Annotated in this window: 20 protein-coding genes, 1 tRNA gene and 1 pseudogene; 9 read left to right on the top strand and 13 right to left on the bottom strand. The window is 72.5% G+C overall.

Going from position 1 to position 21522, the window contains the following annotated elements; translation table 11 throughout:
* From QQA02_RS07460 to QQA02_RS07445, 4 genes and pseudogenes are all read left to right on the top strand, one after another.
* Positions 1–366 (top strand): annotated as a pseudogene (locus tag QQA02_RS07460) (hypothetical protein); the annotation flags it as partial.
* Between the two features lie 176 nt (positions 367–542).
* Complete coding sequence (locus tag QQA02_RS07455) at positions 543–1634, top strand: trimeric intracellular cation channel family protein (RefSeq protein WP_284863916.1); 1092 nt, start codon at positions 543–545, stop codon at positions 1632–1634.
* Positions 1635–1646: 12 nt separating this feature from the next.
* On the top strand, positions 1647–2546 hold the full coding sequence (locus QQA02_RS07450; RefSeq protein ID WP_284863914.1) for a phosphotransferase family protein: 900 nt from the start codon (positions 1647–1649) through the stop codon (positions 2544–2546).
* A 14-nt stretch (positions 2547–2560) separates the two neighbouring features.
* Positions 2561–3304, top strand: coding sequence for a cyclase family protein (locus QQA02_RS07445; RefSeq protein WP_284863913.1), 744 nt, complete (start codon positions 2561–2563; stop codon positions 3302–3304).
* On the opposite strand, the gene QQA02_RS07440 is transcribed toward QQA02_RS07445, so the two are convergent.
* The 5 genes from QQA02_RS07440 to rsmI all read right to left on the bottom strand — a co-directional run bounded on the left by QQA02_RS07440 (position 3294) and on the right by rsmI (position 11279).
* Positions 3294–5387, bottom strand: a complete 2094-nt coding sequence (locus QQA02_RS07440) for a RecQ family ATP-dependent DNA helicase (RefSeq protein WP_284863911.1) — start codon at positions 5385–5387, stop codon at positions 3294–3296. The two genes, QQA02_RS07445 and QQA02_RS07440, sit on opposite strands and share 11 nt — an antisense overlap.
* Before the next feature lie 10 nt (positions 5388–5397).
* Positions 5398–6609, bottom strand: coding sequence for an MFS transporter (locus QQA02_RS07435; RefSeq protein WP_284863909.1), 1212 nt, complete (start codon positions 6607–6609; stop codon positions 5398–5400).
* Positions 6588–8420: a methionine--tRNA ligase gene (metG, locus tag QQA02_RS07430; RefSeq protein WP_284863907.1), complete on the bottom strand. Its 1833-nt coding sequence runs from the start codon at positions 8418–8420 to the stop codon at positions 6588–6590. The genes QQA02_RS07435 and metG overlap by 22 nt, the downstream gene beginning before the upstream one ends.
* A gap of 46 nt (positions 8421–8466) precedes the next feature.
* Positions 8467–10209 (bottom strand): BCCT family transporter, encoded by a 1743-nt coding sequence (locus QQA02_RS07425; protein WP_284863920.1) that lies wholly within the window; start codon positions 10207–10209, stop codon positions 8467–8469.
* A 206-nt stretch (positions 10210–10415) separates the two neighbouring features.
* Positions 10416–11279 (bottom strand): 16S rRNA (cytidine(1402)-2'-O)-methyltransferase, encoded by an 864-nt coding sequence (gene rsmI / locus QQA02_RS07420; protein WP_284863905.1) that lies wholly within the window; start codon positions 11277–11279, stop codon positions 10416–10418.
* A 44-nt stretch (positions 11280–11323) separates the two neighbouring features.
* On the opposite strand from rsmI, the gene pmt reads away from it, so the two are divergent.
* Positions 11324–12895 carry a protein O-mannosyltransferase gene (gene pmt, locus QQA02_RS07415; protein WP_423777774.1) on the top strand — a complete coding sequence of 524 codons (1572 nt, stop codon included), beginning with the start codon at positions 11324–11326 and terminating at the stop codon, positions 12893–12895.
* Positions 12896–12928: 33 nt separating this feature from the next.
* Here the strand turns inward: pmt and QQA02_RS07410 are convergent, their stop codons facing one another.
* Both QQA02_RS07410 and QQA02_RS07405 read right to left on the bottom strand, forming a co-directional pair.
* Positions 12929–13642, bottom strand: coding sequence for a zf-HC2 domain-containing protein (locus QQA02_RS07410; protein WP_284774897.1), 714 nt, complete (start codon positions 13640–13642; stop codon positions 12929–12931).
* Positions 13639–14043, bottom strand: coding sequence for a DoxX family protein (locus QQA02_RS07405; protein WP_284774899.1), 405 nt, complete (start codon positions 14041–14043; stop codon positions 13639–13641). Before QQA02_RS07405 ends, QQA02_RS07410 begins: the two co-directional genes overlap by 4 nt.
* A gap of 57 nt (positions 14044–14100) precedes the next feature.
* On the opposite strand from QQA02_RS07405, the gene QQA02_RS07400 reads away from it, so the two are divergent.
* Both QQA02_RS07400 and QQA02_RS07395 read left to right on the top strand, forming a co-directional pair.
* Positions 14101–14709: a DNA-3-methyladenine glycosylase I gene (locus QQA02_RS07400; RefSeq protein WP_284774901.1), complete on the top strand. Its 609-nt coding sequence runs from the start codon at positions 14101–14103 to the stop codon at positions 14707–14709.
* A 112-nt stretch (positions 14710–14821) separates the two neighbouring features.
* A complete protein-coding gene (locus tag QQA02_RS07395; protein WP_284863902.1) occupies positions 14822–15241 on the top strand; it encodes a DUF4442 domain-containing protein in 420 nt (139 codons plus the stop codon).
* On the opposite strand, the gene QQA02_RS07390 is transcribed toward QQA02_RS07395, so the two are convergent.
* The 6 genes from QQA02_RS07390 to QQA02_RS07365 all read right to left on the bottom strand — a co-directional run bounded on the left by QQA02_RS07390 (position 15242) and on the right by QQA02_RS07365 (position 20079).
* On the bottom strand, positions 15242–15505 hold the full coding sequence (locus QQA02_RS07390) for a hypothetical protein (protein WP_284774904.1): 264 nt from the start codon (positions 15503–15505) through the stop codon (positions 15242–15244). It lies immediately after the preceding gene.
* Between the two features lie 151 nt (positions 15506–15656).
* Positions 15657–15729, bottom strand: a tRNA-Ala gene (locus QQA02_RS07385).
* Between the two features lie 78 nt (positions 15730–15807).
* A complete protein-coding gene (gene sepX / locus QQA02_RS07380) occupies positions 15808–16983 on the bottom strand; it encodes a divisome protein SepX/GlpR (protein ID WP_284774906.1) in 1176 nt (391 codons plus the stop codon).
* 93 nt (positions 16984–17076) lie between these two features.
* Positions 17077–17769, bottom strand: coding sequence for a GNAT family N-acetyltransferase (locus tag QQA02_RS07375; RefSeq protein WP_284863900.1), 693 nt, complete (start codon positions 17767–17769; stop codon positions 17077–17079).
* A gap of 6 nt (positions 17770–17775) precedes the next feature.
* Positions 17776–19074 (bottom strand): molybdotransferase-like divisome protein Glp, encoded by a 1299-nt coding sequence (gene glp / locus QQA02_RS07370; RefSeq protein ID WP_284863898.1) that lies wholly within the window; start codon positions 19072–19074, stop codon positions 17776–17778.
* Positions 19075–19131: 57 nt separating this feature from the next.
* Positions 19132–20079, bottom strand: coding sequence for a UTP--glucose-1-phosphate uridylyltransferase (locus QQA02_RS07365; RefSeq protein ID WP_284863896.1), 948 nt, complete (start codon positions 20077–20079; stop codon positions 19132–19134).
* 76 nt (positions 20080–20155) lie between these two features.
* On the opposite strand from QQA02_RS07365, the gene QQA02_RS07360 reads away from it, so the two are divergent.
* Together QQA02_RS07360 and QQA02_RS07355 are read left to right on the top strand one after the other, a co-directional pair.
* Complete coding sequence (locus QQA02_RS07360) at positions 20156–20770, top strand: 5-formyltetrahydrofolate cyclo-ligase (RefSeq protein WP_284774912.1); 615 nt, start codon at positions 20156–20158, stop codon at positions 20768–20770.
* A gap of 53 nt (positions 20771–20823) precedes the next feature.
* Positions 20824–21510 carry an SAF domain-containing protein gene (locus QQA02_RS07355; RefSeq protein WP_284863894.1) on the top strand — a complete coding sequence of 229 codons (687 nt, stop codon included), beginning with the start codon at positions 20824–20826 and terminating at the stop codon, positions 21508–21510.
* Positions 21511–21522: the final 12 nt, after the last annotated feature.

The raw sequence follows: 21522 nt of genomic DNA, 5'->3' as shown, positions 1-21522 counted from the left end.
CCGTCGTCGACGACGAAGACGCCTGCCACCCAGTTCGAGCACCGCATCCCTCATGGGCAGGGTGGGCCCACCGCGTTGGATAACGCCTCGCGGGTCTCCCAGTACTGGCACAACCTGAAGACCGACGGGCAGGTGAAATACCTCCATGATCCGGTGTCGGGCATGACGATCTGGTTGCTGCCGAACAACATCTTCCAGGTAAGCGTCCCGGACGGTCCTCTGACTCCGGGTGGTGCGCGTCTTGCGATGACGGTCTCGGAGCATCGCCGGGAGGCCGAGGAGCGGGCGAGGGCCCGGGGTGAGGCGAATCGGGCGGCCTATAACGAGGAGATCGGTTACGACCCGGCAGCCCCGGTGCCGTTCTGAGCCGATCCCGTTCCAAGGGCCCCTGCCCGGCGGCGCCTGTGGCCGGCTGAGGGGAAGCACCGCGCAACCGTGGGGTCGGCCGCCGACGGCGACCGAAGGGACGTCGGCAAGCGGTGCGAAAGGAGGGGTAAAGGACCCCTGTGTACAGCGCATTTGCGACCGCTAGGATGGTAGCCGTGGAGTTTGACTCGGATTCGTTGTTCCGGTTAGTCGACGTCGCGGGCGTGGTGGCCAACGGGCTGCTCGGCGGTGTCGCCGCCCGCGCGTTCCGCTTCGACATGATCGGATTCATCCTGCTCGCCGTCGTGACCGGCATGGGCGGCGGCATGATCCGTGACGTGCTCCTGGGGCACGGCTTCCCCGTCATGCTGACCGACCGGGCCTACCTCCTCGGCGCGCTGATCGCCGCGGCCGTCGCGTTCTTCATCGACCTCTCGGGCAAGTGGACCAACCGCGCGCTCGTGCTCATCGACTTCTTCGGCATGGGCTGCTGGACCGCCACCGGCGTCACCAAGGCGCTGAGCCTCGGGCTCGGCTGGCTGCCGGCCGTCGCGATGGGCGTGGTCACCGCCGTCGGCGGCGGCATGCTCCGCGACGTGCTGCTCAACCGCATCCCGTCGATCTTCGGCGGCAGTGTCCTCTACGCGACCATCGCGATCCTGAGCTCTGCGCTCGCTGCGACCGTGATCGGGGTGCTCGACCAGCCGACGATCGCCATGCCGATGTGCATCGTGCTCTGCCCGGTGCTCGGCGTGCTCTCGCGCTGGCGCCGCTGGACCCTGCCCGAACCGCAGACGCTCTCCGTGCCGCGGCCGCGCCTGTCCTGGGCACGCCCGCGCACCCTGCGCCGCCTGCGCGGCATGGGCTGGGTGCCCGGCGAGCCCGTCAACCCGACCACCGACCCCGTCACCGCCGCGACGGCCGCGCCGACGACGGGTGCCATGCCCGCGCAACCGGCGCCGGGCCAGCCAGTGCAGCCCGGGCAGGACGGGACCGTCGCGGAGCCCGTGATCGACGCGACCGGCAGTTTCGAGGCGCAGCCCGGGCCGGGCGAGGAGCCCACACCGACCGGCGAGTTCACCGTCCCCCACCAGTCCCTGTGGCCGCAGACCACCGAGTTCCCCGCGATCACGGACCCGGACCTCATCGAGCGCCTCGAGACCGGCGAGCCCCCGGAACCCGAACCCGAGCCGGAGCCGGAGCCCGAACCCGAACCCGAGAACACCCAGGCAGAGACGGACGACGGGAGCGCTGAGCCCCGCAACTAGAATTGCGGAACCATGGATCCGGATCGACTCGTCAAGATGGTCGCCGAGACCTGGCCCGGTCTCGGGGACCTCGGCACGGTGATCGTACCGCAGCAGGGACTCGACCACGCGGTCGTCGTCTTCGACTCCGTCGTCGCCCGCCGCCCGCTCACCGACACCTACCGGGAGCAGGCCCGCGTCGAGGCGCGCGTCGTCGACCAACTGGCCGACCGCACCACCGTCGCCCTGCCCCGCCCGCTGCGCACCACCGCCGACGGTCGGCTCACCCTCCAGCGGCGCGTACCCGGCGTCCCGCTGGACGCACAGCTCTGGGCGAACCTGCCCGGGGACCGGCGCGAGCGCGTCGTCGCCCAGCTCGCCGACTTCCTCACCGTTCTGCACACCGCCGAGCCCGCCGAGGGCGTGGTGCCCTGGTTCCGCGACGGCCGGCCCAATGACCACCCGCGCAGCCTGCCGGCGAAGATGGACCTCCTCGACGCCCGCGCCGCCGAGGCGCTGCCCGACGCGCTGGACCCGGCCGAACTCGACGTCGCCCGCGGCATCCTCACCGACGCACGCAGCCTGCTCGACCCAGCGCGCGCCACCCGCCCCGTCCACGGTGACCTGGCCGTCGGCCACGTGCTCGTCGACGACGACCGCGTCGGGGTCATCGACCTCTCGGACATGAACGTCGGCGACCCGGCCGTCGACTTCGCCAACCTGACCGACGTCGCCGACGACCTCGCCGACCGCGTCCTCGCCCGCTACACCGGCCCCGCCGACCCCGGCATCCTCGACCGCGCGTGGCTCTACCACCGCTGGGACTCGGTGTTCCTGCTGGTCGACCACCTGACCACGGGGCGCACCGACGCCGCGCTCGCCCGCGCGATGTTCGCGGCCGCCGCCGAGCCGACCCGCCCGGGGGCCCGGTGAGCGGCGGGGACCCGGTGGGCGGGAACCTGTGGGAGGTCGCCCGCCGGCTGCGCGCCGCGCGCTGGGTGGACCTGACCCACCGCTTCGCACCCGGCCAGCCGAGCTTCCCCGGCGACCCCGACGAGACGGTCGAGACCGTCAGCACCGTCGCCGACGGCGCGTGGGTGCAGCGCTTCGGGCTGATCGGCCAGTGGGGCACGCACGTCGACGCACCCGCGCACTTCGCCGCCGGCGGCCGCACGCTCGCCGAACTGCCGGTTCGTGACACCGTACTGCCCCTGGTCGTCCTCCCGCTTGCCGACGTCGCGCAGCGCGACGTGGACCTCGAAGTCACCGCCGCGCACATCACCGCCTTCGAGGCGGAGCACGGCCGCATCCCGGAGGGCAGCTTCGTCGCGCTGGCCACCGGGTGGTCGCGGCGTTGGAACGAGCCCGGCGACGCGATGCACAACCCGGACACCGCGGGCGTCTTCCACTCCCCCGGCTGGGGTGTCTCGGCGCTTGAGGCGCTCGCCGCGCGCGGGGTGGTCGCCGTCGGCCACGAGACCTGCGACGCCGACCCGGGCGTGCGGGTCTCGGCCGGTGACCTGCGCGCGCAGCGGTGGTGGCTCGAACACGACGGCTGGATGATCGAGTCGATGAAGGACCTCCGGCGGGTCCCACCGACGGGCGCGGTGATCGTGGCGACCTGGCCGGTGCCCGAGGTGGCCTCGGGGTTCCCGGCGCGCACGGCGGCGGTGCTGCCGGTCAGCCCCTGAGCGCGAGGGCGAGCGGGAGCACCTCGGCGCCGGTGGCCTCGTGCAGGCGCCAGCCGGCGACGGTGACCGACCAGCCGGTGTCTATGAGGTCGGTGACCAGCAGGATCGGCCCCTCGACGAGCCCGGCGGCGGACCACGCCTGGATGTCGAAGTGGTCGAGCAGCGCGGTGACGCGGTAGGCGGAGTTCTGTGCGGCGACCTCGCCGCGCCCCTCGCGCACGGGCAGCAGCCCCTCGAAGCTCATCTGCCCGACCTCGGCGAGCGCGCGGGCGGCGGCGAGCACCATCTCCGTGCGCACCGGATCGGTCGAGCCGAGCGCGACGACGCTGACCGGCCTACGCTCCCAGTCCCAGTCCGCGAGCACGGCGACCAGGCGCCGCAACCACTCGTCCGCGCGCCAGTTCGCACCCGGGCGCCACGACGCGGCGTCGAGAAGCTCTTTCAGCGCGGGCCCGCGCGCGATGTCGTTGAGGCGTCCCAACGCGCGACCGTCGCCAATTCCGGCGATCTTTCCGCGCACGGCGATGCCGGTGGGCCATTGCCGACGCCGCGCGACGCGCACCCCGGGTGCGGCGAGGCGCGCGCCGACGGTGGTGGAGACCTCGGCGTCGATCTCGGGCGACCAGTGCCGGCCGGTGCAGTTGTCGCAGCGACCGCAGCCGGGCGTGGCCGCGTCGACGAGCGGGTCGTCGAGCTGCCGGCGCAGGAAGAGCATGCGGCAGCCGTCGGTGGTCTCGTAGTCGACCATGGCGCGCTGCTCGGCGCGGCGGGCGACCGTCAGGCCGTGGTAGCGCTCGGCGTCGTAGGTCCAGGGCTGCCCGGTGGGCTCCCAGCCGCCGCGCACGCGGCGCACCGCACCGTCGACGTCGAGGACCTTGAGGGTCTGCTCGAGACGGGAGCGCGAGAGGTCGACGCGGGTTTCGAGCTTGGCCGTCGAGAGCGTGCCCACGGCCTCGAGGACACCGAGGAGCTCGCGGACGGTGGCCTCGTCCGGGAAGGACACTGAGGCGAAGTAGGCCCAGATGCCGGCGTCCTCGGCGCCGGGCAGCAGCAGGACCTCGGCGTGCTCGGTGCCGCGGCCGGCTCGGCCTACCTGCTGGTAGTAGGCCACGGGCGAGGACGGCGCGCCGAGGTGAACGACGAAGCCAAGGTCCGGTTTGTCGAAGCCCATGCCGAGCGCGGAGGTGGCCACCAGGGCCTTGACCTCGTTGTCGAGCAGGGCGTGCTCGAGGCGCTCGCGCTCCTCGACCTGGGTGCGGCCGGTGTAGGCGGCGACGTCCCAGCCGGCGGCCTCCAGCGCCCCGGCGAGGTCCTCGGCGGCGGCGACGGTCAGGCAGTAGACGATGCCGGAGCCCGGCAGCTCGCCGAGGTGGGCGGCCAGCCAGGCGGCGCGCTCGGTGGTGTCCTTAAGGCGCAGCACAGACAGTGAGAGCGACTCGCGGTCCAGCCCGCCGCGCAGCACGCCGGTGTCGGCGCCGAGCTGGGCCTGGACGTCGGCGACCACGCGGTCGTTGGCGGTGGCCGTGGTGGCCAGCACGGGGACCTCGGCCTGCAGGCCGGCGAGCAGGTCGCGGATGCGGCGGTAGTCGGGGCGGAAGTCGTGGCCCCAGTCGGATATGCAGTGCGCCTCGTCGACGACGACCATGCCCACCCCGGCGGCCAGATGCGGCAGGACCTCGTCGCGGAAGGAGGGGTTGTTCAGGCGCTCGGGCGAGATGAGCAGGACGTCGACGTCGTCGGCGGCGATGGCGGCCTCGACGGCGTCCCAGCGGGTCATGTTCGAGCTGTTGAGGGTCTCGGCGCGGATGCCCGCGCCCGAGGCGGCGGCGACCTGGTTGCGCATGAGGGCGAGCAGCGGGGAGATGATCAGCGTCGGGCCGCGGCCTGCGGCGCGCAGCAGCTTGGCGGCGATGAAGTAGACCGCGGACTTGCCCCAGCCGGTGCGCTGGACGACGAGCATGCGGCGGTGCTCGTTGACGAGGGCGTCGATCGCGCGCCACTGGTCGTCGCGCAGGCGGGCGTCGGGGCCGGCGATGCCGCGCAGCAGCTCCTCGGCGGCGGCCCGGGAGGTACGGGTGTCCATGTCCGCCAACCTAACAGGGGCGCGTGACGGCGAGTTCGTCGTCGACGAGCACCGGGCGGGCGGCGCGGCGGCCGACCACGCCCTTGGCCACGGCGAGGCCGGCGAGGACCAGGATGACGACGGTCCAGTCCATCTCCGGGCGGTAGACGAAGCCGACGGCCAGCGGGGCGAGCATGGCCAGGAAGTAGCCGACCGGCTGGACGAAGCCGGACAGGCGGGCGGCGACCTCGGGGTCGCGGGCGCGCACGACGATGAGGTTGAGCGCCGTGGGGAACGACCAGCCGCCGACGCCGAGGACGAAGGCCCAGAGGACCGACCAGGACGGGGCGAGGAGCACGCCGACCCAGCCGAGCGCGGTCAGCGCGGCGAAGAGGACCGGGTAGACCTGCGGCGACTCGGCGCGGGCGAGGGCGGCGGGCATGACCAGGCCGCCGAGGATGCCGAGCACGAGGGTGATCGACAGCGCCAGCGAACCGATCCCCCGGGACTGGCCGGAGTCGATGAGGATCTGCGGCAACCAGCCCATCTGCGTGTAGGCCTGGAGGGACTGCAGCCCGAAGTAGGCGGTGAGTGCGACGGCCGTCGGCGAGCGGCGCAGCGGGACGGCCGGGCCGGCACCGCGGGCGCCGCTGCGCGGGAAGTCGTAGCCGGTGCGCCAGGCGACGATCACCCAGGCGAGGACCTGTGCGACCGAGAGCCACACCCAGATGAACAGGGCGTGGCGCCAGCCGCCGGGCTCGTGGGCCAGGCCCGCGGAGAGCGGGCCGAGCGCGCCGGAGAGGCCGAGCACCGAGGAGTTGACGGTCATCAGCGTGACCATGTTGCGCCCGCCGTGGGTCTTGACCCAGGCGGGGATGAGCACGTTGGACAGCGCGATGCCCGCCACCACGCAGGCGGTGAGCACGAGGAAGGCCCACACCGAGCCGACCCAGGGGCGCACCCCGAGCCCGACCGTGGTCAGCACCATGCCGCCGAGCAGCGCACGGGAGAGCCCGACGCGGCGGGCCAGCGGCACGGCGGCCAGGCCCATCACCCCGAAGAAGAAGCAGGGCATGGCCGTGACCAGGCCCGCCAGGGCCCCGCCGGCGGAGTACCAGGCGAGGACGTCGGCGAGGACGGGTCCGACGGAGGCGATGCCGGCGCGCAGGTTGAGCGCCGCGAGGAAGATCGCGACGAAGGCCAGCGCGGCGGTGACGCGCCCTACTCGATGACGGGAGCCCATTCAGGTCCGGTCTCGGCGAGCTCGGGGGCGAGCTTGGCGATCAGGGGCTTCGGCTTGGCCAGCGGGGTGCCCGGCTCGACGTCGACGCGGGCCCAGCGGGCCTGCTCGTCGGCGTAGTCGCCCATGATCACCGGGTAGGTGCGCCCCTCCTCGGGCAGGCCGACGCCGACGAGGTCGACCGGCATGTCGTCGGTGACCTCCTCGACGCGCGGCTCCGCGGTCCACACGCCGGAGCGGCCGAGGGTCTCGTGGACGGCCTGGGCGGTGTGCGGCAGGAACGGGGTGAGCATCGTGTTGCAGTCGCTGACGACCTGCAGCGCGGTCCACAGCACGGTGGCCAGGCGCTCGCGGGCGGACTCGCCCTTGGCCAGCTTCCAGGGCTCCTGGTCGGCGATGTAGGCGTTGGCCTCGCCGACGACGTGCATCACGGCGGTGATGGCGGCCTTGAACTTCGACTGGGCGAGCAGCTCGCCGGCCTCGTCGAAGGTGCGCTCGGCCAGGCCGAGGATCTCCTCGTCGGCGGGCTCGAGCGCGGCCGGGGCGGGCACCTGGCCGAAGTTCTTGTGCGCCATCGACACGGTGCGGTTGACCAGGTTACCCCAGCCGTTGGCCAGCTCGTTGTTGATGCGGCGGACGAACTCGTCCCAGGTGAAGTCGGTGTCGTTGTTCTCCGGGCCGGCCACCGCGATGAAGTAGCGCAGCGGGTCCGGGCCGAACTCCCGCAGGAAGTCCTTGACGTAGATGACCACGCCCTTCGAGGAGGAGAACTTCGAGCCGGACATCGTCAGGAACTCGGAGGAGACGACCTCGGTGGGCAGGTTCAGCTCGCCGTAGCGGTGGACCTCGCCGCCCTTGTCGCCCTTGCCGGCGTAGCCGAGGAGCTCGCCGGGCCAGATCTGGGAGTGGAAGGTGATGTTGTCCTTGCCCATGAAGTAGTAGCTGGTGGCCTCCGGGTCCTGCCACCACTTCTTCCAGGCCTCCGGGTCACCGCTGCGCCAGGCCCACTCGATGGAGGCGGAGAGGTAGCCGACGACGGCGTCGAACCAGACGTAGAGCTTCTTGGCGTTGTTGTCCTGCCAGCCCTCGACCGGTACCGGGATGCCCCAGTCGATGTCGCGGGTCATCGCGCGCGGGTGCAGGTCGCCGAGGAGGTTCAGCGAGAACTTCAGCACGTTGGGGCGCCAGGAGTCGCGGGTCTTGAGCCACTTCTCCAGGGCGCCGGCCAGCGCGGGCAGGTCGAGCAGGAAGTGCTCGGTCTCGACGAACTCCGGGGCCTCGCCGTTGATCTTGCTCACCGGCTTGATCAGGTCCACGGGGTCGAGCTGGTTGCCGCAGTTGTCGCACTGGTCGCCGCGGGCGCCGTCGGCGCCGCAGATCGGGCAGGTGCCCTCGATGTAGCGGTCCGGCAGGGTGCGCCCGGTCGACGGCGAGACGGCGCCGAGGGTCTTCTGGCGGATCATGTACCCGTTGTCCAGCAGGCCGCGGAAGAGCTCCTGGACCACCGCGTAGTGGTTGCGGGTGCTGGTGCGGGTGAACAGGTCGTAGGAGAGGCCGAGGCCCGCGAGGTCCTCGACGATCTGGCGGTTGTAGCGGTCCGCCAGCTCCTGGACGCTGACGCCCTCCTTGTCGGCCTGGACGAGCAGCGGGGTTCCGTGCTCGTCGGTGCCGGAGATCATCAGCACGTCCGCGCCACGCATTCGCTGGTAGCGGGCGAAGACGTCCGAGGGGACGCCGAAGCCGGCCACGTGACCGATGTGGCGCGGGCCGTTGGCGTAGGGCCAGGCAACCGAGACAAGCACAGTGTCGTTCATGGGTGACACTCTACTGGGCGCCCGGCCCGGCGCACCGGGGAGGGGTCTAGTCCTCCGTGGTGCGGGCGGCCGTGCCGCGGGGGCGGCCGGTGCGCTCGGAGTAGCGCTCGGTCAGCGTCCGCGCGCGCAGCTGGGCGGCGCGGATGCGACGCTCGCGGGACAGGCGGCGGCTGAAGTCCGCGTCCTCAACGTAGTCGCGGTAGATGACGTCGCTGCTCAGGTCCTTCACGATGGCGAACATCAGCAGGATGATGATCACCAGGAAGGGCGCGGCCGCGACGATGGTGACGTTCTGGACGTTGTTCAGAGCGTCATCGCCGCCGGAGACGAGCAGGGTCATGCCGATCAGGGCGGTGGCCAGGCCCCAGCAGGCGGAGACCCAGGGGTTGGCGTCGGAGCGGCCGAACATGGACATCGAGCCCATCACCGTGGAGGCCGAGTCTGCCGAGGTGATGAAGAAGGTGCCCAGCAGGATCACGGCGACCACGCCGACGATCTCACCGGCGGGCAGGTTGTGCAGCAGGTTGAACAGCTGGGTCTCGGCGCTGCCGTCGCCCCAGATGGACTCACCCTCGCGCTCCATGGTGATCGCGGTGCCGCCGAAGATGGCGAACCAGATAATGGAGACGCCGGCGGGCACGAAGAGCACGCCGAGGCAGAACTCGCGGATGGTGCGGCCACGCGAGATGCGGGCCAGGAACATGCCGACGAACGGCGACCAGGAGATCCACCAGGACCAGTAGAAGATGGTCCAGCTCGACAGCCACTCGCCGTCGGAGTTGGTCGCGGTGCGCGAGGCCATGTCGAAGAAGTCCGCCAGGTAGGCGCCGACGGTGCCCGGGATCAGGTTGAGCACGGCCAGGGTCGGGCCGACGACGAAGACGAAGATGGCCAGGATGGCGGCCAGTACCATGTTCGTGTTGGACAGGTACTGGATGCCCTTGCCCACGCCCGACATGGCGGACAGCAGGAAGGCCAGGGTCAGCACGGCGACGATGCCGACGATGAGCTGGTTGCCCACGGAGTCCACGAAGCCGGCGGCGGTCAGGCCGGCGCCGATCTGCAGGGCGCCCAGGCCCAGGGAGCAGGCGGTGCCGAAGACGGTGGCGAAGATGGCCAGGATGTCGATGAGCTGGCCGACCCAGCCGTTGGCGTTCTTCTCGCCGATCAGCGGCACGAAAGCCGAGGAGATCAGCTGCTTACGGCCGATGCGGAACGTGGAGTAGGCGATGGCCAGGCCGACGATCGCGTAGATCGCCCAGGGGTGCAGGGTCCAGTGGAACATCGCGGAGGCCATGGACGCGGAGACGTCCTCGGTGCCGCGGCCGGGCACACCGTCGCGGTAGAAGTTCAGCGGCTCGCTGGCGCCGTAGAACATCAGGCCGATGCCCATGCCGGCGGCGAACATCATCGCGATCCAGGAGACCCTGTTGAACTCCGGTTCCTCGTTCACCTGCCCCAGCCGGATCGTGCCGAAGTGGCTGAGCGCGATGACGATGACGAAGACGACGAAGACGGTGCCGAAGAGCACGAAGGCCCAGCCCAGGTTGTTGACGACGACGTCGAGCGCGGAGGCCGCGAAGTCGGCGAAGCTGTCGGCGCCGAGCAGGCCCCACAGCACGGTGGCCAGGACGATCGCGCCGGCGATGCCGACGACGACCCAGTTGATGCGGTTCGAGTCGCTCTCGGCGGCGAGCTCGACCTTCTCCGGGTTGGCGAGCTCGGCCTCGATCGCCTCGCGGGAGTGCAGCATGTCGTCGAGCTGCGCGGTCGCGGAGCGCTTGTCCATCTGCTCGGCGACGGTCTCGTATTCCTCGGGGACCTGCCGGGCCACGACCGCCTCATCGGGGTCGGGAGCCGGCGCGGAAGCCGCTGTCTCTCTTTCTCGATCGGTCATGACGTCCTTCCCTGTCAGATTGATTACTTTTTCTGCACCGTCTTTTCAGGGTACGCGGAGAAAGTCCCGCTGGCTAACCGGAAGTTGTCATGACCATCTCAGCCGCGGGCGGCGAGAGCGGCCTCGTAGAGCTCGCGCGAGGAGACCCCGGCGGCCCCGGCGACGTCCTTGCACACGGCCTTGAGCCGCTCGCCGGCGGAGACCCGCTCGAGCACCGCGTCGACGAGCCCGGCGACGTCCGCCTCCTCCCCGTCGGAGCCGTCGAGCACCACGGTGACCTCGCCGAGCACGCCGGCGTCGGCACGCTCCGCCAGCTCGCCGAGGGTGCCGCGCACGACCTCCTCGTGGGTCTTGGTCAGCTCGCGGCACACCACGGCGCGCCGCTGCGCGCCGAGCACCTGCGCGGCGTCGTGAAGCGTCTCGGCGAGCCGGTGCGGGGACTCGAAGAAGCAGACCGCACGCCGCTCCCCCTTCAGCGACTCCAGCCAGCTGCGGCGCCGGCCGGACTTGCGGGGCGCGAAGCCGTCGAAGATGAAGCGGCCGACCGACAGCCCCGAGAGCGCCAGCGCCGTGGGCACGGCCGACGGTCCCGGGAAGCAGGTCACGGACACGCCGGCGTCGAGCGCGGCGTCGACGAGGGTGAGACCCGGGTCGGAGACGACGGGCATGCCGGCGTCGGTGACCACGAGCACGGTGCCGTGGCGCGCGGCGTCGAGAAGCGTCTCCGCCCGGTGCGCCTCGTTGTGGTCGAAGTTGGAGACCACGCGCCCGCGGATCTCCACGCCCAGCGCCGCGGCCAGGGCCCGGGTGCGCCGGGTGTCCTCGGCGGCGACGACGTCGGCGCCCGCGAGCGCGGCGCGCAGGCGCGGGGAGGCGTCGTCGATGTTGCCCAGCGGCGTGGCCGCCACGATCACGCCCCGGGGCAGTGCCGGGGCGCCTGACTCTTCCTGACGCTCGTCCATGCCTGCCAGCATCCCACAGGCCCTCCGGGCCTACAATCAGCCGGGTGACCACCACCGCGAGCCACCGCCCCCTCCGCGTGGCGCGACCCGCACCGCGCCCGCCCGCGACCCTGCCCTGGGGCCGCGCGGACACCCTGTCCTTCCTCGTCGTCGGCCTGCTGGCGGCGCTGACCCGCTTCGTCGGCCTCGGCGGCTCGACGTCCTCGGGCACGCCCGTCTTCGACGAGAAGCACTACGTGCCCCAGGCCTGGGACATGGTGCTCTCCGGGGACACTCCGATCACGGGCGGCATCGAGTCGAACCCGGGCTTCGGGCTCGTGGTGCACCCGCCGGTGGCCAAGCAGCTCATCGCGCTCGGCGAGCACGTCTTCGGCTACTCGCCGTGGGGCTGGCGCGTGGTCGGCGCGGCCTTCGGCGTCGGCGTGGTGCTCGCGACGATGGGCCTGGCCCGCCAGCTCAGCGCGAGTCGGCGGGTGGCGCTGATCGCGGGTGTGCTGGCCGTCTTCGACGGCGTGCTGCTGGTCGGCTCCCGCTTCGGCATGCTCGACATCTTCCAGGTCCTCTTCATCGTGCTGGCCGCCTGGGCACTGGTCAACGACCACAAGCAGGTCCACGCCCGCCTGCACGCGGCGTGGGCGGCCGTTCCGCTGGCGGGCGGGAGGCTCGGGCCGCGGATGGGCTTCCGCTGGTGGCGCTTCACCGCCGGCGTGCTGCTGGGCCTGGCGTGCGGAGTGAAGTGGTCCGGCCTCTACTACATCGCCTTCTTCGGGCTGGCCTCCGTGGGCGCCGACGCGCTGCTGCGCCGCCGCTACGGCGTGCGCAGCCCCTGGTGGGGCGCGTTGCTTCGCGACGCCGCGCCTGCCCTGGCGTCCCTGGTTCTGGTGCCGTTGCTGGTCTACGTCTGGTCCTGGCGGGCCTGGTTCGCCTCGGAGACCTCGGTCTACCGGCACGCGGCGGAGGACGGCAGCATCGAGCCGGACTCGCTGCTCAACCTCCTGCCGGACGGGCTGGCCGGATGGCTGTACTACCACCGCTCGGTGCTGGACTTCCACGCCAGCCTGACCACCTCCTCGGGCCACTCGCACCCGTGGGACTCCAAGCCGTGGTCCTGGCTGGCCTCGGGCCGCCCCATCCTCTACCTGTCCGCGGACGGGGTGGACTGCGCGGCCGGCGAGTGCCGGCGGATGATCTTCCTCTTCGGCACCCCGGCGATCTGGTGGCTGACCGTCCCGGCGCTGCTGTGGGGTCTGTGGTGCCTTCTGGTGCGCCGCGACGCGCGCTTCGCGGTGCCGCTGATCGGCTTCGCCGCGGGCTTTCTGCCATGGCTGGCCACCTACGACCGCCAGATGTACTTCTTCTACGCCGAGCCGCTGGCGCCCTTCATCGTCCTGCTCATCGCGCTGGCGGCCGCGGGGCTCGTCGGCGCCGGGCGCCCGCTGCACTCGCGGGCCGTCACCGCGCTGGCGGGCCGGCCGCTGCGCACGGGCACCTTCGCCGTGGTCTGCTACCTCGGCCTGGTGGTCGCGATGTTCATCTACTTCGGGCCGATCCTCTACGGCACGCTCATCCCCGAGTTCTGGTACCAGCAGATCATGTGGCTGCCGAGCTGGCACTGAGCCGCGGCGGCAGCGGCGGCACCGGCCACTGAGTCAGCCGAGCTCCGAGGGCCCGGCGCCGAGCATGCGCCAGCCGCCGGCGCGCCCGGCGTCCCAGGACAGCCAGCAGGCGACGGCGGCGACCACGGTGGTCACGGCGTAGAGCACGAGGCCTGCGACCTGGACGGTACCGGCGAGGTCGAGGACCAGGTCGCGCATGGCGAAGCCCAGGTTGAACATGGTGCACGCGCACAAAAAGACCAGGAAGCCGGGCAGGATCCGCGGGCGCCAGGCACCGAAGAAGAGGGTGATGGCCGTGGCCAGGCGCACCGCGGCGGCCTGACCGAGCATCGCCGCGAGCTCCGGCTGGGCGTCCGGCGCGAGCACCCCGGCCTCGGCGTCGGTGGCGGTCAGCCCGCCGCTGGCGGCCACCGTCATCACCGCCCAGACGGCGAAGAGCAGCCCGGCGACGACCAGCACGACCCGGCAGGTGGCCAGGAGCGCCTGGCGGGTGCCGGCCGCACGGCGCCACTCGGTCTCAACCTCGGCGAGGATCTCGGCGGTCAGGTCCGGCGCGACGGCCTGCGGCTCGGCATCGTGGGGCTCCTCGGCGCCGAGCATGTCCTTCAGGGAACGGGCACGCTCGTAGAAGGCGCGGCAGCGCTCGCAGGCGGCCAGGTGGGCCTCGACGACGTCGTCGGGCAGCCGCCCGGGCTCGCCGTCGAGGCGCGCGGAGAGCTCGTCCTGGATGTCCTCGTGGCCGATCATCGCGACAACACCCCGTCGACGCTCGCGCGCCCGGTGCCGAAGACGACGATGACCAGCAGCGCGGCGATGAGCACGAGCGGGTACTCGAGCCCGCCGTCGACGTTGAACAGCCCGTGGTCCAGGTGCACCAGGTAGGCCGCGGCGGCGACGAAGACGGCGAGCACCCCCGCCACTGCCGTGGTCAGCAGGCCGACGCACAGCAGCGCGCCGCAGAGCAGCTGGCCGAGCGCGGCGACCCAGGCCGAGAGCGCGGGCTGGGGCACGCCCCAGGCGCTGAACTGGCCGGTCGTCTCCGCGATCCCGTCGATGAGCAGGATGCGCCAGCCGTGGGCGACGAAGACGACGCCGAGCACGACGCGCAGAATGAGCAGCATGGCGTCTCTCACCGCGGGCCTGTCCATGACGCCCAGGGTACCTTCCGTGGAACCGTAGACTGGTCTCCGGGAGTCATACCTGACATGAGAGATTCTGAGAACGACGGCACCATGCTGTGCGACGACGGCCTGCGCCGCCCGCCGTGGGCGGCGAGCGACCCCCTGCTGCGCGAGTACTACGACACCGAGTGGGGCGTGCCCGTGCGCGACGAGACGGGGCTCTTCGAGCGCATCGTGCTCGAGGGCTTCCAGGCGGGCCTGTCCTGGGCGACGGTGCTGCGCAAGCGCCCGGCGTTTCGGGAGGCCTTCGCCGGCTTCGTCCCCGACGTCGTCGCCGCCTTCGACGAGAGCGACAGACAGCAGTTGCTTTCCGACGCCGCGCTGATCCGCAATGCGGCAAAGATCGACGCGGCGGTGGGCAACGCCCGGGCCACCGTGGCGCTGCGCGCCCACGGCGGCCTGGTGGACCTGGTCTGGTCGCACCGGCCGGAGCGCACCCCGGAGCCGCGCACGATGTCGGAGGTGCCCACGGTCTCCCCCGAGTCCGAGGCGCTGGCGCGCGACCTGAAGAAGGCGGGCTTCCGCTTCGTCGGGCCGACGACGATGTTCGCGCTGATGGAGGCCGTCGGCGTCGTCGACACCCACCTGATGGACTCGCACCGAAGGGGCTGCTCCGGAATCTGGCCCCGCTAGGCCGGCGGGCGTGCTAAATCTGTAGCGGACGTCACTGCCCCGACCCGGATTGGAGCCCACCCGGTGGCCCTGAAACAAGAAGATCTTCAACGCGACGGCCCTGCGCCGCTTCATGTGGCTCTGGCCGCCCTTCCTGGGCGCCGGGGTGAAGGTGGCCGAGGCCGCCGAGGACGGCTCGCGCTTCGTCATCGAGCACCGCCCGAACTTCCTGACGCGCAACGCGGTCAAGACGGCATTCGGCGGCACGCTGATGTCGATGATCGACCCGTTCTTCATGCTCAGCTCGATGATGCAGCTCGGCGGCGGCTACTACGTCTGGGACACCGCCGCCGAGGTGCAGTTCCTCAAGCCCGGCCACGGGCGCATCCGCGTCGTCGTCGAGGTCACCGAGGAGGACCTGAAGGTCATCCGGGAGAAGACGGCGGACGGCTCGAAGTACCTGCACTGGTTCGAGGCCGAGGCCGTCGACGAGTCCGGCACCGTCATCGCCCGGCACCGCCGGCAGGTCTACTACCGGCTCAAGAAGCGTTAGTCAGGCGTCGAAGACGGGCATCGGCTTGAGGTTCATGTGGGTGACCCGCACGTCCTCGCCGTAGCCGAGCTTGTCGACGTTACGCGCGGCGCGCTCGAGCTCGCCGACGACGAGCTCGCGGGCGGCGTCGTGGTCCGCGAAGCACTCCAGGGCCTCGAGCGGGCCGCCGGTGCGCTGCCGCACGACGACGTAGCGGCTGCCCTCGGCGGCCTCGATGCGGCGCTTGCCGCCGTTGAAGGGGTCATTGTAGTAGAACTCGCTCACGTGCTTCCTCTCCGTGCTTGGTGCCCACACAGTAACGCGGTTCGGGCTTGCGCGGGTGGTGAGGGGACGGGAAGAAGCGGGACCAGGGGAGCCAGGCAAGCGAAAAGGCTCCGGCGGAGAATCACTCTCCGGCCGAAGCCTTGTCTTTCTGTGGAGCTAAGGGGAATCGAACCCCTGACCTTCGCATTGCGAACGCGACGCTCTACCAACTGAGCTATAGCCCCAGTGCTGGGTACCCCCAACACCATAGTCGGCGGTGTCTCAAACACCTAACCGGCAGGTGAGGGGATTTTTGAGCCCGCTCAGCCCGCGACGCGGTCGCGGTAGGAGCCGGCGCGCGGCTCGTCGTCACCGCCGTGGCCGAAGGGCGACTCGACGGTGCGCAGGGTGGAGAAGTCCGGGCTCTCGTCGTCGAGCTCCACGACGATCGCGCCCGGGCGACGCAGTGCGCGCGGGATGGCCAGCGCCTCGTCGTCGCGGTGGCGCACGCCGAGGCGGGCACGGCGCAGCTGGCGGATGCGGCGGGCACGCAGCGCCTGCTCCTGGCGCACCTGGCTGCGCAGGGCGACCAGGTAGGCGGCCGTGAGTGCCACTGCGAGCACCGGGGCCAGCCAGGCCCAGCCGCCGGCGATGACACCGAGGATCAGGGTGGCCACGACGACGCCGGCCAGGGCGTAGAGGGTGCGGCGGCGACGCTGGTAGCGGTCCAGGCTGTAACGCTCGTCGGCCTCGGGGTCCCAGCCGCCGCGGCCACGCCGGCTGGCGGCGAACTCGAGCTCCTCCTCGGTCAGCTCCTCCGCGGCGTCGGCGAGGCTCGACTCGTCCTCGACGTGGTCGGTGTCCTCGGCGGTGGCGGTGGTAGCGGTGGCGGTGGCTGCGACCTCAGAGTCAGAATCAGCCTCGGCGTCAGAGTCGGAGTCCACCGCGTCCCCGGCGGCCTCGTCGTCGCGCACGACGCGGATCGCCTCGCCGCGGGTGCGGCGGGTGGCGTCCGGGTAGAGCAGGTCCTCCGGGGAGGTGAAAGTCTCCGCCAGCTCGTAGGTGTCCTCGTCGCCGGGGGCCGGCTCCGCCTCCGGGAGCTCCTCGTCGTCGGCCTCGGCGACGGGCTCGGTGACCGTGTCCCCGGCCTCGAGCTCGCGGACGACGTCGCCATCGATGACCTCCTCGGAGGCGGCGTGGTCGTCCCTCTCCTCACGCTCGTCGATGAGCACGTCGTCGACGTTCTCCTCGTCCGCGGCGTCGGCCGAGACGATCTCGTAGTCCGCCTCGTCCTCCCCGCGCGCCTCGCGCACGTCGGCGGCGCCGACGCGGGGGCCGCGGGCGGCCCGCGGCAGTTCGGTGCCGCCCTCGTAGACCACGCGGGTCTCGTCGAAGGCCTCGCCGGCCTTGCGGATCGGCTTCTGGCCGCGCAGCCACAGCGGAGCGAGCACGAAGAGCCAGAGGACGATGACGAGCACCAGGACAATTCCACCGGACATGGCCGCGACCATCACCTTTCAGGACGACGGGGACAATTGTTCACTGTCAGGGTATCCGTGGGGCACCGCTGCCCCGGCCCGCCACGCCGGGCGTCAGGCGATCCGGCGCGCGGCGCGCAGCCGCTCGACGCAGGTGCCGCGGTGCTCGCCGACGAGCTGGGCGACGAAGTTGTGGTCCTGCCAGCGGCCGTTGATGTGCAGGTTGCCGCGCAGCACGCCCTCGTCGTGGAAGCCGTTGTGGTGCAGCACCCGCCCGGAGGCGGGGTTGGCCGGCAGGAAGGTGGCGGTGACGCGGTGCAGCCGCACGCGTCGGAAAGCGTGGTCGGTGCCCAGGGCGCAGGCGGCCGTGGCCACGCCACGGCCCGTGCAGGCGGAGTGGACCCAGTAGCCGATCCAGCACTCCGAGACGGGCCCGTGCTGGATGTTGCCCAGGGTGACCTGGCCGACGAAGCGGCCGTCGAGCTCGATGGCCATCGGCACGACGGTGCCCGCGTTGGCCGCGGCGCGCAGCTCCATGAGGTGCGCCCACCACCGCGCCGGGGTGTGGCTCTCGGCCCAGCCTCCGGGCAGGGTCGGCTCGACCGGGCGCAGGAAACGTTCGTCGGCGATGCGCATCGCGCGCCAGGGGTCGCCGTCGGAGCTGGTCATCGGGCGCAGGCGCAGCCGCCCGCCGTCGGTGAGCCGCAGCGTCTCGGTGACCTCGGGCCAGCCGGGGTGGTCGGGGTGCGGGTCGCCGGTGGCGGGACGCGCCCGACGCGCGCGCCGCAGCCCGAAGAGGTCGATCACCCGCGGTCAGCCAGCCTGGGAGAGGAAGATGACGTCGACGACGTCGCCGGGGCGGATCTCCGCGGCGTCGGCCGGCACCCGGATCATGGCGTTGGCCTGGGCGAGGCCGGCCAGCAGGTGCGCCGGGGCGCCGGTGGCCCCGCCGAGGCCCTCCACCAGGTAGTCGCCGGTGTGGGCGTCGCGCATGAGGCGCGCACGGATGAAGCCGGTGCGCCCCGGGCGCGAGGCGACCTTGCCGAGGGCGCGGGCGCGCACGATGCGCCGCTTCGCGTTGCGCTTGCCCAGCGAGAGGCGGATGAGCGGGCGGGCGAGCACCTCGAAGATGACTAAGGAGCTGACCGGGTTGGAGGGGGTCAGGAAGACCGGGGTGCGCTCGTCGCCGAGCAGGCCGAAGCCCTGCACGGAGCCGGGGTGCATGGCCACGCGCGTGGTGTCCACGTCGCCGAACTCGCGGAGCACCTCCTGGACGCGCAGGGCCCCGCTGCCGCCGACGGCGCCGGTGATCACGAGGATCTCCGAGCGCATCAGCTGCGACTCGATGATCTCGCGCAGGCGGCGCGGCTCGCCGGCGGCGATGCCGACGCGGTGCACGTCCGCCCCGGCCTCCTTGGCCGCGGCGGCCAGCGCGTAGCCGGCGACGTCATAGGTCTGGCCGAGGCCGGGCTCGCGGTTGACGTCGACGAGCTCGGCGCCCACCGAGATCACGGAGAGCCTGGGCCGTGGGTAGACGAGCACGTTGGCCCGCCCGGCGGCGGCCAGAAGGCCCACCTGGGCGGGGCCCAGTACGGCACCGGAGGTCACCGCGACGTCGCCGCGCCCGATGTCGTCGCCGGGACGGCGCACGAAGTCGCCCGAGCGCACGGCGCGGGCGGCGACCACGCGCCGACGGCCACGGTCGGACCACGCGAGGGGCAGCACGGCGTCGGCAAGCGCGGGCAGCGCGGCACCGGTGTGCACGCGCACGGCCTGGCGCGGCTGCAGGCGCAGGGGCTGCTGGGAGCCGGCGGCGACCTCGCCGACCACGGGCAGCGACTGCTCGAGCGGGGTCAGGCGGGACGGGCCGGTCTCCTCGCCGTCCTCGCGGGTCGGGCGCGAACGGCCGGACAGGGCGCGCTCACCGCCGACGTCGACGGCGCGCACGGCGTACCCGTCCACGGCGGCCTGCGCGAAGCCGGGCAGCTCGTGGGTCGCCTGGACCTCCTCGGCGCACATCAGCCCGAGGGAGTCGACGATCGACACGCGCACCGGCTCCGGCGTCAGCGCGGCGTCGGTGACCAGTTCCAGCTGTTCCTCGACGGATCGCACGGCGCGTTCCTCCTTCCGCGCGACCCCGTGGCGGGGGCGCGCTGTCGCTTGCGGAGTCTAGACCCCCGCGCGGTCGGCGGCCTCGGCCGCCGCGGCGTCGTGCTCGGCGAGTATCTGGTCGATCGCCCGGCGCAGGCCCGGCCCGTAGGTCGGGTGCGAGAGCCCGTAGTCGACGCAGGCGCGGATGTATCCACCCGGGTTGCCCAGGTCGTGGCGGTGGCCGCGGTGCACGACGACGTGCACCGGATGGCCCTCGGAGATGAGCAGCTCGATGGCGTCGGTCAGCTGCAGCTCGCCGCCCTTGCCCGGGGTGATGCGGTGCAGCGCGTCGAAGATGTCGCGGTCGAGCAGGTAGCGGCCGGTGGCCACCAGGTTGGAGGGGGCGTCCTCGCGGGCGGGCTTCTCCACCATGCCGACCACGCGGCGCACGTCCTCGCGGCCGTCGACCTCGGCGACGTCGAAGACGCCGTAGTTGGAGACCTCGTCGTCCGGCACGCACACGGCGCAGAGCACGGAGCCGCCGAACTCGCGGCGCACCTTCGCCATCTCCTCCATCACACCGACCGGCAGCACCAGGTCGTCGGGGAGCATGACGGCGACGACGTCCTCATCCTCGTCGAGCACCGACTCGGCCAGGCCGACGGCGTGGCCGAGGCCCAGCGGCTTGTCCTGGGTGACGGGACAGGCCTCGATGATGTGCGAGGAGTGGCGGACCTTGTCCAGCTGCTCGGTTTTGCCGCGCGCCTCGAGGACCTCCTCGAGCTCGGGGGCGGCGTCGAAGTGCGCGAGCACCCCGGCCTTGCCCGGTGCGGTGATCACAGCCAGACGGGAGGCCCCGAGGGCGGCGGCCTCGTCGGCGATCAGCTCGATGCCGGGGGTGTCGACGACGGGGAGCAGCTCCTTGGGCACCGTCTTGGTGGCCGGCAGGAACCTCGTCCCCAGCCCCGCGGCCGGTACGACGACCGTCTTGACCGCATGGGGATGCTGCGCGATGGGTCTAGTCATAATCTTTCAGCCTACCCACCGCAGGCCCGGGTGGGACGGCGACACAGCGGCAGGTGGCACGACTAACTTGGAGTCCATGACGGACAACCCGCTGCACGCCGAGAAACGTGAGCTGCGCCGACGCATCCGCGCCGCGCGTGGGGAGATCGGCCCGGAGCGCCGCAGCGACCTCGACGCCGCGCTGCTGGCCCACCTCGCCGCCGAGCTGCGCGCGATGGACCGCCCGCCGGCCGCCGTGGCGGCCTACTTCCCCGTGGGCTCCGAGCCCGGCGGGCGCATGCTTGTCGACGTCCTGCAGGGCGAGGCCGAGCGCGTCGTGCTCCCCGTCTCCGGGAAGAACGGGCGGTTGAGCTGGGGCGTCTTCCGCGGCCGGGCGCGCATGACCCCCGGTCCGCTGGGCACCCAGGAGCCGCCCGGGCCGTACCGGGACACCGCCGCGCTGCTCGACTGCGCCGCCGTGATCGTGCCGGCGCTGGCCGTCGACCGCTCCGGGCGGCGCCTGGGCCAGGGCGGCGGCTACTACGACCGCACGCTCGCCGAGCTCGACGAGCTGGCCGCCCGGGAGGGCCGCCGGCGCCCGCGCACGATCGCGATCGTCTACGACGAGGACGTGCGCGAGGTGCCCGTCGAGGAGCACGACGCCGCCGTCGACGTGGTGGTCACGGACCGGGGCACCTTCCGCACGCACTGAGCCGGCGGGGCGGTGACGGAACCGCGCGGGCGGGTGCGCGGGTCTAACCGGGTATGAGACCCCTTCCCCCGGCCCTGCGCGCGCTGGGCACCCCCGGCTGGCGGCGCGCCGTGCTGCTGCGCCGCGTCGCCGCGGCGACGCTGGTTTTATTCGCGCTCGTCGCCCACCTCGCCCGCGGCGGCGAGGCCGACGTCGAGGTCGTCGTCTTCACCCACCGGGTGCCGGCCGGCACCACGATCACCGAGGGCGACCTCGAGCTGCGCGCCACTCCCCCGCACCTGGTGCCCGAGGGCGCGCTGACCGGCCGGGAGGGTCTCGAGGAGGCCGCCGGCGAGATCACCGTGACCACCCTCGGCGCCGGGGAGACCGCCACCGAGGTCAAGTTGCTCGGCCCGGCGGGCGTGGCCTCCTTCGGCGGTGGCCCGCGCCACCTCGTGCCGCTGGCCCTGGCGGACCCGGGCGTGGCCGGGCTGCTGCGCCACGGCGACGAGGTCTCGGTGCTGACCGCGGAGGAAGAGGAGCACGGCCCCCGCGAGATCGCCCGCGGGGCGCGGGTGGTGCTCACCGGCGGCGAGGACGAGGAGCCCGGGGCCCTGCTGGTGGCCCTGCCGCCGGAGGAGGCCGCGGCGGTCGCCTCGGCGGCACTCGAGCGGCCCTTGACCGTGGTACTCACCGGCGAACGAGCCGGCCGGGGCGGCGCCCCCTCCCCTTGCCCGGATGACGCTCCCTCCGCGGGCTAGATTCCCTGCACT

The sequence above is a fragment of the Corynebacterium sp. MSK006 genome, assembly GCF_030232385.1.
Classification (GTDB): Bacteria; Actinomycetota; Actinomycetes; order Mycobacteriales; family Mycobacteriaceae; genus Corynebacterium; species Corynebacterium frankenforstense_A.
The sequence above is the reverse complement of the archived record's forward strand: the minus strand, read 5'-3'. Positions and strand labels throughout refer to the sequence as shown.

Excerpts from the sequence above, each read along its gene's own strand:
- QQA02_RS07400 (WP_284774901.1), top strand. The coding sequence starts at position 14,101 with ATGAGAGATTCTGAGAACGACGGCACCATGCTGTGCGACGACGGCCTG.
- QQA02_RS07360 (WP_284774912.1), top strand. The coding sequence starts at position 20,156 with ATGACGGACAACCCGCTGCACGCCGAGAAACGTGAGCTGCGCCGACGC.
- QQA02_RS07435 (WP_284863909.1), bottom strand. The coding sequence starts at position 6,609 with ATGGGCTCCCGTCATCGAGTAGGGCGCGTCACCGCCGCGCTGGCCTTC.
- QQA02_RS07365 (WP_284863896.1), bottom strand. The coding sequence starts at position 20,079 with ATGACTAGACCCATCGCGCAGCATCCCCATGCGGTCAAGACGGTCGTC.
- rsmI (WP_284863905.1), bottom strand. The coding sequence starts at position 11,279 with ATGGACGAGCGTCAGGAAGAGTCAGGCGCCCCGGCACTGCCCCGGGGC.
- metG (WP_284863907.1), bottom strand. The coding sequence starts at position 8,420 with ATGAACGACACTGTGCTTGTCTCGGTTGCCTGGCCCTACGCCAACGGC.
- QQA02_RS07395 (WP_284863902.1), top strand. The coding sequence starts at position 14,822 with ATGTGGCTCTGGCCGCCCTTCCTGGGCGCCGGGGTGAAGGTGGCCGAG.
- QQA02_RS07355 (WP_284863894.1), top strand. The coding sequence starts at position 20,824 with ATGAGACCCCTTCCCCCGGCCCTGCGCGCGCTGGGCACCCCCGGCTGG.
- QQA02_RS07425 (WP_284863920.1), bottom strand. The coding sequence starts at position 10,209 with ATGGACAAGCGCTCCGCGACCGCGCAGCTCGACGACATGCTGCACTCC.
- QQA02_RS07410 (WP_284774897.1), bottom strand. The coding sequence starts at position 13,642 with ATGATCGGCCACGAGGACATCCAGGACGAGCTCTCCGCGCGCCTCGAC.
- QQA02_RS07440 (WP_284863911.1), bottom strand. The coding sequence starts at position 5,387 with ATGGACACCCGTACCTCCCGGGCCGCCGCCGAGGAGCTGCTGCGCGGC.
- QQA02_RS07405 (WP_284774899.1), bottom strand. The coding sequence starts at position 14,043 with ATGGACAGGCCCGCGGTGAGAGACGCCATGCTGCTCATTCTGCGCGTC.
- QQA02_RS07450 (WP_284863914.1), top strand. The coding sequence starts at position 1,647 with ATGGATCCGGATCGACTCGTCAAGATGGTCGCCGAGACCTGGCCCGGT.
- sepX (WP_284774906.1), bottom strand. The coding sequence starts at position 16,983 with ATGTCCGGTGGAATTGTCCTGGTGCTCGTCATCGTCCTCTGGCTCTTC.